Source organism: Polycladomyces zharkentensis, from assembly GCF_016938855.1.
Classification (GTDB): domain Bacteria; phylum Bacillota; class Bacilli; order Thermoactinomycetales; family JIR-001; genus Polycladomyces; species Polycladomyces zharkentensis.
Window position 1 is genome coordinate 169,792 of sequence record NZ_JAFHAP010000009.1, and the last position, 14,798, is coordinate 184,589.

11 protein-coding genes and 2 pseudogenes are annotated in these 14,798 nt (G+C 51.0%); 8 read left to right on the plus strand and 5 right to left on the minus strand.

The window, feature by feature from the left end:
• The first annotated feature begins 171 nt into the window (after positions 1–171).
• The gene (locus JQC72_RS11210; protein WP_205495660.1) at positions 172–1,512 is read left to right on the plus strand and encodes a S8 family serine peptidase; all 1,341 of its coding nucleotides are present in this window, start codon (positions 172–174) and stop codon (positions 1,510–1,512) included.
• 105 nt (positions 1,513–1,617) lie between these two features.
• On the opposite strand, the gene JQC72_RS11215 is transcribed toward JQC72_RS11210, so the two are convergent.
• Complete coding sequence (locus tag JQC72_RS11215; protein ID WP_205495661.1) at positions 1,618–1,971, minus strand: L,D-transpeptidase; 354 nt, start codon at positions 1,969–1,971, stop codon at positions 1,618–1,620.
• Between the two features lie 360 nt (positions 1,972–2,331).
• On the opposite strand from JQC72_RS11215, the pseudogene tnpA reads away from it, so the two are divergent.
• Both tnpA and JQC72_RS11225 read left to right on the plus strand, forming a co-directional pair.
• A pseudogene (tnpA, locus tag JQC72_RS11220) lies at positions 2,332–2,772 on the plus strand (IS200/IS605 family transposase).
• Between the two features lie 61 nt (positions 2,773–2,833).
• Positions 2,834–3,982 (plus strand): hypothetical protein, encoded by a 1,149-nt coding sequence (locus JQC72_RS11225; RefSeq protein ID WP_205495662.1) that lies wholly within the window; start codon positions 2,834–2,836, stop codon positions 3,980–3,982.
• Positions 3,983–4,044: 62 nt separating this feature from the next.
• On the opposite strand, the gene JQC72_RS11230 is transcribed toward JQC72_RS11225, so the two are convergent.
• The 3 genes and pseudogenes from JQC72_RS11230 to JQC72_RS11240 form a co-directional block, all read right to left on the minus strand.
• Complete coding sequence (locus tag JQC72_RS11230) at positions 4,045–4,683, minus strand: trimeric intracellular cation channel family protein (protein WP_205495715.1); 639 nt, start codon at positions 4,681–4,683, stop codon at positions 4,045–4,047.
• 768 nt (positions 4,684–5,451) lie between these two features.
• A pseudogene (gene celB / locus JQC72_RS11235) lies at positions 5,452–6,724 on the minus strand (PTS cellobiose transporter subunit IIC).
• Positions 6,725–6,736: 12 nt separating this feature from the next.
• A complete protein-coding gene (locus tag JQC72_RS11240) occupies positions 6,737–7,045 on the minus strand; it encodes a PTS sugar transporter subunit IIB (RefSeq protein WP_205495664.1) in 309 nt (102 codons plus the stop codon).
• 194 nt (positions 7,046–7,239) lie between these two features.
• Here JQC72_RS11240 and JQC72_RS11245 point away from each other — a divergent pair, with 194 nt between their 5' ends.
• Both JQC72_RS11245 and JQC72_RS11250 read left to right on the plus strand, forming a co-directional pair.
• Positions 7,240–8,859, plus strand: coding sequence for a sodium:solute symporter family protein (locus tag JQC72_RS11245; protein WP_302104780.1), 1,620 nt, complete (start codon positions 7,240–7,242; stop codon positions 8,857–8,859).
• 13 nt (positions 8,860–8,872) lie between these two features.
• The gene (locus JQC72_RS11250; RefSeq protein ID WP_205495665.1) at positions 8,873–9,103 is read left to right on the plus strand and encodes a hypothetical protein; all 231 of its coding nucleotides are present in this window, start codon (positions 8,873–8,875) and stop codon (positions 9,101–9,103) included.
• A 496-nt stretch (positions 9,104–9,599) separates the two neighbouring features.
• Here JQC72_RS11250 and JQC72_RS11255 read toward each other — a convergent pair whose 3' ends face one another.
• Positions 9,600–10,241 (minus strand): SMI1/KNR4 family protein, encoded by a 642-nt coding sequence (locus tag JQC72_RS11255; protein WP_205495668.1) that lies wholly within the window; start codon positions 10,239–10,241, stop codon positions 9,600–9,602.
• A 615-nt stretch (positions 10,242–10,856) separates the two neighbouring features.
• On the opposite strand from JQC72_RS11255, the gene JQC72_RS11260 reads away from it, so the two are divergent.
• The 3 genes from JQC72_RS11260 to JQC72_RS11270 all read left to right on the plus strand — a co-directional run bounded on the left by JQC72_RS11260 (position 10,857) and on the right by JQC72_RS11270 (position 14,621).
• Positions 10,857–11,330, plus strand: a complete 474-nt coding sequence (locus tag JQC72_RS11260; RefSeq protein WP_205495669.1) for a DUF2062 domain-containing protein — start codon at positions 10,857–10,859, stop codon at positions 11,328–11,330.
• Between the two features lie 225 nt (positions 11,331–11,555).
• Positions 11,556–13,094: a glutamine-hydrolyzing GMP synthase gene (guaA, locus tag JQC72_RS11265; RefSeq protein ID WP_205495670.1), complete on the plus strand. Its 1,539-nt coding sequence runs from the start codon at positions 11,556–11,558 to the stop codon at positions 13,092–13,094.
• 327 nt (positions 13,095–13,421) lie between these two features.
• Entirely contained in the window at positions 13,422–14,621 is a 1,200-nt protein-coding gene (locus JQC72_RS11270) for a peptidase MA family metallohydrolase (RefSeq protein WP_205495673.1), read from the plus strand.
• Positions 14,622–14,798 lie beyond the last annotated feature (177 nt).

A 14,798-nucleotide genomic window follows, 5' to 3' on the forward strand; every position in this document is an offset into this window, starting at 1 on the left:
GAGTGATTTTACCGCTTTGTCAGCAGTCTCATGTTCAGTTGAAGTTTTCCGAAGAGTTATAACCATTGTCCGAGGGAAATAGGGATTCCGCCGGATGGGCGGTCGTCGACACCGGAGATATAATGGGAACAAACTCCCAATCAATACAAAATCTTCGAAGGTGGTGGGGCGATGCGACGCCGGATGGTGGTTGTGACATTGGTTTGGCTGCTGTTGACGACTTGGATGATACCGGCCGGAGGGACTCAGGCGGCTTCTTTACCAAAAGTGGACCCAATATTGCAAAACGTGGATCAATTGGGCAAGTTGACGGACTTGTCCCGAGTTCGTGCTGTCGTCACATATTATGATCAACCAACGGCTGCCGATGTGTCGCTGCTTCAGGCGCTGGGGCTGAAAACGCGGACATTCCGGCATTTGCCGATGGTGGCGGTGGAAGGCCCTTACGTACAACTGCAACAGTTGTTCCAACGTGGGGAGATTCGTTCCATCTACTACGACAAACCCCTGCGGTACCTGTTGAAGGACAGCGTTCCGTACATCGGGGCGGATCGTGTATGGAACAAGCTGGGCTACACCGGGAAAGGTGTTGGTGTGGCGGTAATCGACTCGGGTATTGATGCGACACATCCCGATCTGAAATTTGGAGAGACAACCGTTCAAAATGTAAAGATATTGTTGGGGAATTCGCTGTTCGGCGGGGAGACGGTTTATCTCGAAAATGTGGAAAACACAGATACCACCAGCGGTCACGGGACGCATGTTTCCGGGATTATCGCGGGTAACGGTACAGCCGGTGACGGTACGTACAAAGGGGTGGCACCCGGAGCCAAACTGGTCGGGATCGGAACGGGAGAAGCCATCACCGTCATATGGGCTCTGGAAGCGTTTGACTACGTATTGGAGAAAAGGAATGCATACCACATCCGGGTGATCAGCAACAGTTGGGGAACGACCGGGGACTACGACCCGAACGACCCCATCAACGTGGCCAGCAAAAAAGCGCACGATGCCGGTATGGTGGTCGTATTTGCGGCGGGGAACGAGGGGCCGGACAATCACACGCTGAACCCCTATTCGGTGGCACCATGGGTGATCGGGGTGGCAGCGGGGACAAAAGACGGCAAGCTGGCCGATTTCTCCTCACGCGGCGTGCCGGGAGATCCGTTGCTCCATCCGACCATCACTGCTCCGGGTGTGGACATTGTATCCACCAAATCCACCACCGGATTGGTGTTGAATCTGTTGGGTACGCGGAAAGACGTGCAGTACATCCCTCCTCAGTATTTGCCGTATTACACCACGGCGAGCGGCACCAGTATGGCCACGCCGCATATCTCCGGCGTCGTGGCGTTGATGCTGGAAGCCAATCCGCAATTGACGCCGGATCAGGTGAAAAACCTGTTGGTGCAGACGGCCCGACCGATGAGCGGTTATCAGGAGTATCAGGTGGGCGCAGGGTATGTGGATGCATATCAAGCAGTTGTCGCAGCGAAAAACGTACGACGCTGATCGCTGAAGCCAAAAAACCCAGGTTGCCCGGCAGGGCGCCTGGGTTTTTCCGTTAAGGGAAAGAGGTGGGAAAACTCGGGGTGTTGACTGTGAGAGGACGGAGCGTCAGGGGCTGATCGTCACCGATGTACCGATGCCGACTCTTCGTCCAAGATCTTCCACGTCTTTGTTGAACATGCGGATACAACCCCTGGATACCATCTTACCGATGGAGGACGGGCGATTGGTTCCGTGAATGCCGTATCCAGGTCGGGACAGGCCCATCCACAGTGTGCCGTAGGGACTGAGAGGGCCACCCGGGCGACTGTACGGGTAGGGAACCTTGTTGATGATCACGTAACGACCGATAGGGGTTCGCGTGGCGATTTTACCGATTCCGATCGGATAGCTCCTGATCAGCACATTTCCCTCATACAGAAACAGACGTCTTCTTGACAGGGAGATGTCAATTCTGGGCATATCCAACACCCTCCTTTCACAACAGTTTATGGGCGAAAGGGTGTCGTTGTGAGGAGTTGCCACGGATCAATGATTTCCATGCTAAAAACAACATCTCACTGTCAGACAGATAAATGGAACATATTTATCCCCAAAACATGTGCTTGGTCAGGTCAATCCATTGAAAATATATATTTTTATATATATTCCTCTTTTCTTTTCTCTCGGAAAAGAGATATTTTGCTATAATGGGGATGTCTTTTCATCTCCTGAAAGCTCATGGCTTGAACCGTGGGATGAAAGGTGGTGTTGCTCGGTGACATCTGGGAAGGATGCTTAGAGCAACATCTTTTTGTTTTTGGTTGTTTCTGTATAAATAAAATACTGATTCAAAAGAAGAAAACGACGGTATCTCTGATTGCAATCACTTTGTTTTCTGCCCGTCTTATCGCAGAAAATTGTTGATAAACCAAGTGGAAGAGTGATTCAAACAGTTGGTGAAAGACATTTGTCAGGAAAATAGCTGGAATATCCTTGCCATGGAGGTGATGACAGATCACAGACATCTGTTTTTAAACTGCCACCCAGTAATTCGCCATCTGACGTCATACCAAAAATGAAATGGGTGACTTCCAGAAAACGGAGACAAGAATTCAATCACTTTCTCATTTGCCCAGTTTGCGGACACGCTCATACTTTGTTAATCAGGCTGGTTCGGAATTACTTGTAGAGAGGATGGGCAATTTTGAAGCGATTGTTATTGCTTTGTTTGATAGGAATCTTTCTTTTATCCGGCTGCTCAGTTCCTTTATTTGGTTTTGAACCGCCAACAAAAGGAGAGATTCAACAAACGATCCTAAAAAATTTGCCAAAAGGTGCGAAATTGATACATGCGAAACAGGGACTCCTTCAAAAAGAAATCATGATGGTTGATCTGAATCGAGATCAAAGACTGGAAGGCATCGCCTTTTATCAAAAAAGGGGAAAAACGGAGCAAATTCATGTGCTGATTGTGGAGAAGATCGATGATGATGAGTGGAAGAAAGTGACCCTTGCCGAACGCGGAAGCGAGTTGCAACGGGTTGATCTGGTCGATCTGACCGGGGATGGCAGACTGGAGCTGAACTTCAGCATGACAGATCCCGCCAAAACACAGACGGTGGAGCCGAAGGAAGTGGAGATCCCCTATCAAAAAGAGGTTGTATATGATTTATCAGGAGAAACACCTCACAAACGTTTGGAAAAATGGGCAAGTGAAGGATTTGCAGCAATGGATTTCGACGGAGATCGCAAAGGGGAACTGGTGTTATGTGATCGCAACTATACAAATGAAGAAATGAAAATTGAATTGTATCGGTTTGAAAAAGGCCAGTTTCGACGGGTAGATCAAAAAAGTGAACCCATGGCTCGAACGTCTGTGACTTATTTTGATGCCGGGAACTTGAACAGGAAAACCAAAGGAATGATGATCAATTTCTATCATTGGTCAGGAGCTGGTTTCAGTATTTATTTGGTGAAAAAAGGAGCATTGAAGGAAGTGTCCACACCCGGTATGTTTCGGGAATTCAGTACCTTCAGCGGAAAAAGCGAAGATGTCAATCATGACGGTATCCTTGAAATCCCGATCTTGGATGAGAAGACCGGTCTCGTTGACTGGTACCAACTGAACGAGAACAACCGGCTGCAAAAAGTGCATGAGACATACGAAAACTTTGTTTACGGATTTCGCATCCATATACCTCTCAAATGGAAAGGGGAAGTGGTGGCCTCTTCCGATGAGCCCGTCATTGGAAAGGAAGAAAATTACGTGGTCATGACATATAAAGATGAAGATGGACCGGTGGTTGATACATTGTTGGAAGTCAGTATGCTGGAAAGTGAGTTTCCTATCGCTGAAAGCCAGTATAAGCAAAATCGAATTCCATACTTTTTTGCAGAGTCACCTTCAAAGAAGAAGATTTTGGTCGCTGTACCCCGGAAGGGTGGATTCACCACCGAGCAAGTGAAGAAGTGGTTTGAATGGGTGGAGTAGGTGATTTTTTCTTTGTGCAAGTCGTTCATAAAAACAGGCAACCCATCTGCTCGGGTTGCCTTTTATCCTTTTGCCGGTATATTGGTCGTTTGGCTTTTGTCTTCGGCCAGCACCCGCAATGGCAGATGCCAGCCAAAATAAAACGACATGGTGCGCAACACGACGATGGCGACGAACAGGGCATACAGCTCCCAACCTTGGTGCACCACTTTCAAACCGATCAACAAGCCGATCACCATCGCCCAGATCGCGTAAATCTCGCCGCGAAACACGAGCGGTTTGCGGCCGGCCAGCACGTCGCGGATGATACCGCCGCCGATCCCGGTCAACACTGTGGCCGCGATGACCGCGATGAGCGGGTGATGCGCCTGGACGGCGTAAAGAGCGCCTTGGATCGAAAAAGCGGATAAACCGATGGCGTCAAAGAAATCAATCCACTTTTTATAGTTGTTGATCCAACGGTCCGGTGACACATAAGCCAACAAAATGGCGATCAGGGCCGTTGTGATCAGAGCTTCCTGTTTCCACAACATATGGACGGGAAGGCCGATCAGCAGGTTGCGGATAATTCCCCCGCCGAAGGCGGTGACGAATCCGAGGACGAGTGCGCCCAAGATATCGTATTTTTCTTCCATCGCCACAATGGCGCCACTGATCGCGAATGCTGCGATGCCCATGATATTGAACACGTCCCACGTCATCTTCATCACCCCCATCCGAATCCAATCAGCATACCAATCTCCCATTATATTGACCGTTATGAAAGAATCAACAGGATATTTTCGGGCAATGAAAATGAACGGAGATGAATACGTTAATAGCGAACCACAGTCCATTATTTGGTTTGGAGGAGGGATGTGGTTGCTACGGCGTCTGTGGTGGGTGTTGTACGGATTTTTTTCTTTTTGTATCTGGATCGGCGGATGGAATACGTTGATGACAAACAAGAAGAAATGTTGTCCGGTTTTGGTCCGTTTCACCCGTATTGGATCCCGGTGATTGTTTTTTCCTTATGAACAGGGGTGTTGACGGGGATTCCGCTGTTGATTCAGCGCGTGGATCAACCCGGTGGGTGGAAATGGAACGGGGAAAACTTCGTATTGGTGATCCCTGCACTTTTTTTCGCAGTCTCACCCTTGTTGCTGTACTCCCCGTTATGGAGCGGTAAAGTGATGAAGGTATTCCCTTTCTCAGTCGGGTGGATGTCGCCTTTTTCATCCTGTGTGGTGTGGTGAGTGGCTATTTTTTGACAGAAGGATGGGAAAAACGGGAAAGCGGGAAAACAAAATGATCCCGGTCGGTTGAAGGCCGCCGGGAAGATGAACGGTCTGAAGTCTCGTTGAGCGGCAGGGGTATGCTGTGGGATCCATTGTTCATGATCCGAATCCCCTGCGCTGCTTGCTGAATCAGATCCGTTCGTTGCGCAATTCTTCCGTTTCTACCTACCAATGATCGCTGTTTCTCTCGGGTCATGACTGATCGGCAGCATGGTTCCCCTCGTTTTGCTCTTCCACCCATTTTTTGCGGTCCCACAAACGGAAAAACGGATAGTAGATCAGTCCCGCCACTGTCAGGTTGACCAGCTGAAGAATCGCTCCCTTCCAACTTCCCGTTGCCAACCAGCCGCCGAATCCGACCGGAGTTGTCCAGGGCACCAGTGCGTAGGGGCGCGGTACCCATCCCCATTCCATCGCCGTATAGGTGAGGGTCGTCGTCGCAATGGGAACGAGTACAAAGGGGATGATCAACAGCGGATTCATCACGATGGGCAGACCGAAGATGATGGGTTCGTTGATATTGAACAGCCCGGGTGCAATGGCGATGCGTCCCAGACTTTTCAGCTGGCGGGACCGGGCGAAAAACAGGAGCAACAAGGTGAGTGACAAGGTGGTCCCCGTTCCGCCGATGTTCAGGAACAAATCAAAAAACTGGTTACAGACCGTATGGGGTATGGCTGCGCCCGCTATTTTCGCATCTTGATTCTGCAAGGTGAGACTGAGAAAAACGGGAGCCATCACACTGCCGACGACGGCGTCACCGTGAATACCGATTGACCAAAGCAACCCCATTAACAGAGCGGAAATCAATGCTCCGCTGAACGTACCGCCCAAGTAGTGCAAAGGACCTGTCAGCACCTGTTGCACCACTTGATGGATAGAGATCCCCCAAGTATGTTCCAACAGCAGACGGACACCCCATACAATGATCATCACCAGCAAACCCGGAAGCAATGCCGCGAACGAACGGGCTACAGCCGGAGGGACACTGGCCGGCATGCGGATCACCCAGTCACGGCGGACGAACCAGCGGAGAATCTCCACTGAAAAAACGGCCAGTACGATGCCGACGAACAACCCTTTGGAGCCGAGATACTGTACCGGCAAATTGTTCGTTTTGCAACGGAGTCGCCAGCAAAAATGCGATCAAACTGATCGTCGCTCCTGCCAGGGCATCCAATTTGTATCGTTCGGACAGACGGTATCCGATCGCCAGTGTGGCGATCAGGGCCATCATGTGAATGCCCGCTTGGACCGGCATGAGCAGAGATGGTCGATATGGTTCCACCCACCGATCCAGTGCCGTGATCGGGGGAAATGCGAGAATCAGAAAGAAGGAACCGATGATCACAAACGGCATCACCGCGATCAAACCGTCACGAATTGCTTGGAGATGACGCTGTTCCGCGATTTTGCCGGCAATAGGCAGCAGGGTCCGTTCCAACCATTGGATGAAGCGGTTCATTCCTTTCCCCCCTCAGGATGTGGGCAAACAGGCCAACGCTTGTTGGAGTGCCCGCTGTCCGTCAATCACGCCGTAGGCGACTGGATCGAGTACCGCGATCGGGACGCCGTTGGCGTCGGCGATGGACTTGAGATGGGCCCATTTGTGCCGGATTTGCGGTCCCAACAGAACCACGTCGAATTTCCGCACCACTGCGGCAAACTCATGCACGCCGACCGATCGGATGTCCACAGTCAGCCCCTGATCCCGGGCGGCCCGCTCCATCCGTTCCGCCAACAGGCTGGTGGACATCCCGGCTGAACAACACAGCAGAATGCGCAATGAAATCAACCTCCGTATTCCGGTGTATTGGGCTTGACCTGATTTAGTATATGGACGGAATCCGCTTTTATTTCCAAATAGTCGGATGATTGCTTGCATTCTCATCGATAGATAATTAAAATTATTAATTAACGGGAGGTTATTAAGCGCAGATGTGAAAGCGGTATCAAGAAACGATATGGAGGTGGCAACATTTGAAGCAGGATGTATTGCTGAATGCCGGTTGGATTGATTACGTGTTTGTCTTGATCTATTTCGTATTTGTGATCGGGATCGGATGGATGTTGAAAAGCAAGACGAAAACGGGGGAGGACTTTTTTCTGTCCGGACGCTCGATTCCGAGCTGGATCACCAGTTTGGCTTTTCTGTCGGCCAATCTGGGGGCATTGGAAGTATTGGGCATGGCGGCCAACGGTGCGGAATACGGGTGGATGACCACGCACTTTTACTGGATCGGAGCCGTGCCGGCGATGTTGTTTTTGGGACTGTACATGATGCCGTTTTATTATGTATCCCGTGTGCGATCGGTTCCGGAATATCTGAAATACCGCTTCAATGAGGCGACCCGTGGTTTGAATGCTGTTTCCTTCGCAGTCATGACGGTATTGGTCTCCGGGATCAGCCTGTACTCGATGGCATTGATTTTTCAGGTGTTGGTGGGCTGGTCCATGGAAATCAGTGTGCTGGTATCGGCATTGGTGGTGTTGATCTACGTGGGACTGGGGGGGTTAACCTCTTCCATTTACAATGAGGTCATTCAGTTTTTCCTGATTTGGCTCGGGTTATTGCTGATCCCCGTCCTGGGACTCCAGGAACTGGGCGGGTGGGACGCCATGATCCAGCGTCTGCCGGAATCCTTCGGTCATCTGTGGGCGGGTTTGGACCACCCTGACCATAATGCGATGGGGATCCACTGGTTGGGTGTCGTACTGGGTTTGGGTTTCGTGTTGTCGTTCGGTTATTGGACGACGGATTTCCTCGTGGTTCAACGCGCATTTGCTGCACGTGATTTGCGCTCGGCTCAATTGACGCCGATTTACGCATCATTGTGGAAAATGATCGTTCCTTTTCTGGTGATCATCCCCGGTTTAATTGCGGCGGTGCTGTTCCACGATCTTGGAAAGCCGGGAGGACCCAGTTATAATTTGGCGTTACCGTTGCTGATGGAACGGTATTATCCGCCGGGCATGCTGGGACTCGGCTTGACGGCGATGCTGGCCAGTTTCATGAGCGGTATGGCGGGAAATGTGACCGCTTTCACGACAGTGTGGACGTATGACATCTACCAAGCGTACATCAAAAAGGACGCCAGTGACGAGCATTATGTCAAAATGGGCCGTTGGGCGGTCGTGGTCGGTATCTTGATCAGTATCGGCGCTGCTTATCTCGCCGCCGGTTTCCCCAGTGTGATGGATTATATGCAGTTGTTGTTCTCCATCTTTAACGCGCCGCTGTTTGCCACGTTCCTGTTGGGGATGTTTTGGAAGCGGGCCACGCCGTGGGGCGGATTCTGGGGGTTGGTTGCCGGTACTGCGGGAGCGGTATTGCTTATGGTTGCCATACCGGAACACTTTTTCTCCAGTCCGCAGGAAGGGAACTTTTGGAGAGCTTGGTGGGCATGGGTGATCACGGTGGTGGTGACAGTCATCGTTTCGTTGTTCACCAAACCCAAAACGGATGAAGAGCTGAAAGGCTTGGTTTACGGGACCACTCCCTTGCCGTCGTATCAAGGGTGGAAATGGTACCTGCGCCCGGGTTGGATGGCGGTGGTGGCCGTGCTGGTACTGGTGGGACTCAATTGGTACTTTTGGTGAGGAGGGATGAGGAATGAAACAATCTTCCGTTTGGCTTGATCTTCGCTTCTTGACAGGGTTGTTGTTCGCGATCTACGGGATCATGTTGATGGTGTACGGGATGTTGTTTCATCCGCAAACAAAGTCATTAAACGGGTGGAACATCGATTGGTGGTGGGGGATCGCCACCTTCGCCTTCGGAGTCTTGTTTCTCGCGGTACCGTTGTGGCAATGGCGTTCAAAGAGAAATCGGGAATCGAGTTGACCGAAATGTGTGTGCGGTCGAGTTAACGGAAAGGTGGGTGTTCACGAAATCCATTCCCGTACGTGCAACCCACGAATAAAGGCTGTAAGATCGAACAAAATGCCATTGTACCTATGAAGTGCTTCTTCCTAGGTGAAAGAGCGAACAGGAGACCCAGCCCTTCAGGGTGGGGATGAAGGCGAGCGTCGGACGCGGGAGGGCTTGGTCCCTCTCGCAAGTCCGACGGCATTCGGATACAATGAAGGAGTCGAGAAGTGGGAAAACACTGAAAGCTACTGCAACGATCGAAAGCTCGTTACGAACATCATCCGGGTCTGAACGAAGCCATCGTGGATGAATCTGAGTTGCCACGCCGGATAAAGTGAGAAGCACACGGTGACCAAAGGGAGTGCCTCCGGTGCTTCTGCCGTGTGGGGGCCAGTGATATGGAGTCACTGGACAAAAGAAAAAGGGGTGGTTCCCCTTGCATGGTATGAAGACTCAATGGATGGGTTTTTCAATCAGGGATGATGTTCTCCTTTAAAAAATCGATTGCATGAGATATTTCTTCGTCGCCAAGATACAAAATGAGACAATCCTCTTCATACTCATCTTTGACAATGGAGAATTCGGGCTTTCTGTAGATCTCGATGAGAAGTTGCAAGAAGTCTCTCAAACTGGGGGCGATTACAAATTTATCATTTTCATCCCTGCCAAAATTGATGATTTGTCCATAAGTTCCCTTTATATCAGGATCTAAATCCATCCCGATATGATTGCCTCCCCAATCATGAGAAAACGGAATCCAGCCTCTATTCATGTACATTTTCTTGATATACCCGTCGGGATATGAGGTGTGGCCTTCATTTTCATTCCATTCTTCCCGCAAATCATCCCACAATTTCCACTGACGGTACATCTCATTTAATGGCAAAAAGGGGAGCCCCAAAATCGAAATGCCGCCGTCTTTTTCTCCATTGTTGCATAAGTACAATTCTTTTAAATCCGAAGGGAGTGTCAAGTTCATTTTTTCTTCGATTTGCCGAATTTCCTCTATAGTCGCAGGTTCGTTTTGTAATTTCGTGTAGCCTTCCACTTTTTTGTTCAAGAGCTTTTGTAATTCGGCCCACAATGTCTGAATAGTTTGATCTGCTCCCATCATCTCACACCTTCCACTTCATTTGCGGATGTTGGTTTGGTATTGTAACACTACCGCCACCGGCCGTTCCCATTTGCAGCGATGATCCCGGAAACATGCATCGCGTGACCGAGATTCAGGAGTAGCGTTCTTTTGTCTGGCACTTTCCTCTTTTTTGATGCAGAGAACATGGAAGAATCAGCACCCAAACACTCTGTCGTGATCAGACAAACAATCACATCCATAGGCCTGTCAGTCGGAATGGAACCAAAAAACAGGAATCGTCCTTAATTTGATATCAATTTTATCTCATATGGGGATTTCGGTACAGACGTCAGGCAGGGCAGAATCCTTTCGAGCCGTCCCTCCCAAGATCCGCACATACGAGTTTTTCTTACACGACGCAAGCCTCTCGAATGTCCCATACACAATGCAACTGCTTCGACAAGCTGTGGATAACCTTCTGAAAATATGGCGGGGATTTCCATAGCCTCTTTGATCGCCGAGTTCAAGGAGATCACCGGTTTCATTGTTAACGGATACGGGGAATATTTTGTGTCACCAACTTCTCCCTGCACGACAGCCCGCGGTTGTTCGGTATAATGGAAAAGAAGAAAAACCAATGGGAGCGGTCGTATGATCAAAAATGCTTTTCGGCGCATCCGTTTTGAATACCTCAAACTACTCCGCACCAAGGGCGCACCGTCGATTGTGGCCAAGGGGTTCGCTCTTGGCGTCTTTTTGGAATTTATCACGTTGCCCACCTTGGGAATCGCCTTTTTCCTGCTGTATCCGCTCAACTTATTGTTCCGGGGCAGTCTGCCCGCAGCACTCATCGGGTACCTGATGGGCAAAGTGATTTTACCCGTATTCTTGTATATCAATTATACATTGGGGAACCGATTGATCGGCGGGAGCAAACAAGCTGTCGGTTCACTGCGTTGGCATGATTTTACTTCCTGGCACATGTGGAAGGAGAAAGGGCTGGCATTTTTCGTGGGCAGCGCCATTGTGGGAGCTGTGGTGGCAGTTGTCGGATATGTGCTGGTCTATTGGGCCCTGATTTCCTATCGTCGTCGCAAGGAACGGCGGAATCAGGTCAGAGTGTGATGGTATCCGGGAAAAAATCCTGTCACGGTTGCGCCCTTGACCGTATCAAGGGCGATTGGTATGATGGTCCCATATAAGGACAGCATAAGGTTATCATCATGGAATCATGCTGCCGACTGAGGTCGGTTTCACAAGCGATCGGTCGACCGAGTCCCGTATCGCCAGGTCGAGCGGTACAGACCCGGTCTTTTTGTATGGAATCTGCCTGTGGAAGGAGTATGCGGGATGGACAAGCCGATGGAACGCGTGGTGGTACTCGATTTTGGCGGACAATACAACCAGCTGATCGCCCGCCGGATTCGTGATCTGGGTGTATTCAGCGAATTGGTTCCGTTTGATATCAAAGCGGACCGGTTGCGGGAAATGCAACCGAAAGGCATCGTGTTTTCCGGCGGACCGGCGAGCGTCTATGCCGAAGGGGCGCCCAAGTGTGATCCGGCCATTTTCGAGTTGGGCGTGCCCATATTGGGGATCTGTTACGGAATGCAGTTGATCTCGGCCCATTTCGGTGCCCGGGTGGAACGGGCCCACAAGCGCGAATACGGTAAAGCGGAAACCGAAGTGGTATCCGATTCTCCCTTGTTCCGCGACATGGACCGTCGACAATTGGTGTGGATGAGCCACAGTGATGTGGTGGTGGAACCGCCGTCCGGCTTCCAAGTGGATTGCCGGACTGAATCGGCACCCGTGGCTGCGATGAGCGATCCCAATCGGCGCATCTACGCCGTCCAATTTCATCCGGAAGTGCGTCACACCGTCAACGGCGACGACATGATCCGCCGTTTCTTGTATGACGTTTGCGGCTGCGAAGGAAAATGGAGCATGGAAACCTTTATTGACGACACGGTCCGGGAAATTCGCGAGCGTGTAGGGGACAAAAAGGTGTTGTGCGCGCTGAGCGGCGGTGTGGATTCTTCCGTCGCAGCCGTATTGATTCACAAGGCGGTGGGAGAGCAACTCACCTGTGTGTTTGTGGATCACGGATTGTTGCGCAAAGGGGAAGCGGAGAGCGTGATGCGCACGTTCGCCGACCATTTCCATATGAATGTGGTCAAAGTGGACGCACGGGAGCGGTTCCTGCAAAAGTTGAAAGGTGTGACCGATCCCGAGCAAAAACGGAAAATCATCGGCAACGAATTCATCCGCGTGTTCGAGGAAGAATCCGACAAATTGGGGGAACATCATTTCCTCGGGCAGGGTACGCTGTACACCGATATCATCGAGTCCGGGACGGCCACGGCGCAAACGATCAAATCCCATCACAACGTGGGCGGTCTGCCGGAGGACATGCGGATGGAGTTGATTGAGCCTTTGAATACGCTGTTTAAGGATGAAGTGCGGAAAGTGGGCGAAGAGCTGGGACTGCCCAAAGAGATCGTGTGGCGGCAACCCTTCCCGGGGCCGGGGTTGGGCATTCGCGTGATCGGCGAAGTAACGGAAGAAAAGCTGACAATCGTGCGGGAGTCGGATGCCATTTTGCGCGAGGAAATCCAGCGTGCCGGTCTGGATCGGGAGATCTGGCAGTACTTCACCACGCTTCCTGATTTTCGCAGTGTGGGTGTTATGGGGGATGCTCGCACCTATGCGTATACGGTCGGCATTCGGGCCGTTACGTCCGTTGACGGCATGACGGCGGACTGGGCACGGATTCCGTACGACGTGTTGGAGCGCATAGCCAACCGGATCGTCAATGAAGTGGATGGTGTCAACCGTGTCGTCTACGACATCACTTCCAAACCTCCGGCGACAATTGAGTGGGAGTGACCGAATAACGACGGAGCCATACAGGTTCGTTGAGACTGCTTCCAAAGTGGTTTATTGTCGTAATCGAGTGAGCCGTTTTCCTTCTCGCTCCTGTTTTGACAAACTCTGAGGTCGCTTGTGAAAAAACGCCACTCTCTGTTAGAGGAGCGGACCGTCGAGCTGCTCTGACTGTCGCTGTGGAGCGGACGGGAAATCGGCCGTGAACTTGGTCAATAACCTCACGGAGCCATATGGGCTCCGTTTTTTGTTGCATCTCATTTCTCCGTATGATGTCCGTTCTTTTGCTTCACATTATAAGATGAAGAAACCGGAGAGGGTGGATGATGGGTGAGGCGACAGCGGATCATGCGGAGATTCGGGTTGATCGCTACAGGATGGTTGGCCGGGTTGTTGCTGTGGCAAGGGACAGTGTCTGCCACCCCTTGTCCCCCGGTTACCCAACAGATCGTTCAATTGGCACATGAGAAAGCACAAGCGGTCAATCGACGGGATTGGGTGGCTTTTCAACATGTCCTTCACCCGGATCGTCCAGTCTACATGCAGGAACAGAAACGTTGGTTCCAAGACGCAATCCGTTATGTCGATCCCGGTTCCTACCGACTGGATGTGCTTTCAGTGATTCCGTACCGTCCGTATCAAGTAATGGCCTGGGTGGAACAGTCCTACCGAAGGAAAGGAACACGCTATGCCGTCAAGTTTCCTCTCTTGTTTCAACGGACGGATCAAGGATGGCGGGATGCGGATTATCCGTTTCGGCACCTGAAGGGAACAGGAGTGATCGTGCGTTACACCGACCGTCGGTTGCATGATCAGGCGACAGTGGCGCTGGAAACAGTGCAGCGGTCACTGGCACAGTTCCGTTTCAAATATGGGTGGACACCCGGACGCGATGTGGAGGTGAAATTGTATCACCATCCGGAGGTATTCAGACAGTCGGTCAAATTGTCACTCCCCATGTGGGCGGCTGGGTGGCACGAAGCGGGACAGGCGATCAAGTTCGTCGGTCTTTTGGATGTGGACGATTGGAAACCTTCGTTTGCCATGGGAATCGTTCACGAGATGACACATCACATGATCAGTGAAATGACGGCGGACAATGCGGCATATTGGTTGCAGGAGGGAGCGGCCGGATACTATCAGTCCCATTTGTTGCCCGGATTAAAGGAGCATGAAGATCCGACGGTATCGGTGTCACAGCGTTGGACGATCCGTGATTTGGAACAGCGCAATCTGGAACGGCTGTCGGATGCGGAAGCTGCACAGTTCTATGCGCAATCCCGCGATTTTTTCCGCTTTTTGGTCGAGCGTTACGGCGAAAAGAAGTTGCAGCGGCTCTTTTCCGTCTTGGCGATGTTTCCCGTGATCGACCAAGACAGTTCGGATAAACTGGCGATTTGCAATGCGCGCACAAGAAAAGCGGTGCAAAAGGTTTTGGGCAAAACGTTGGATCGGATCAGTGTGGAATGGGTCATCCACAAAAGAAAGGCGGTGGGGGATAAGGGGATTGATAAAGGGAGTGGAACGTAGGAGATGGATGAATTTCCCGCTGGGATAAGTGTTATTGTGCTTCTTGAAAAAAGTGTTGACGAAACATGTCGACCGTGATATATTAATTCCTGTCGCCGATACGGATGGGTAGTCCGGAAGGCGAAAAAAACCTCGAAAAAAAGTGTTGACAAGATGAATCGAAAGTGATAAGATTGA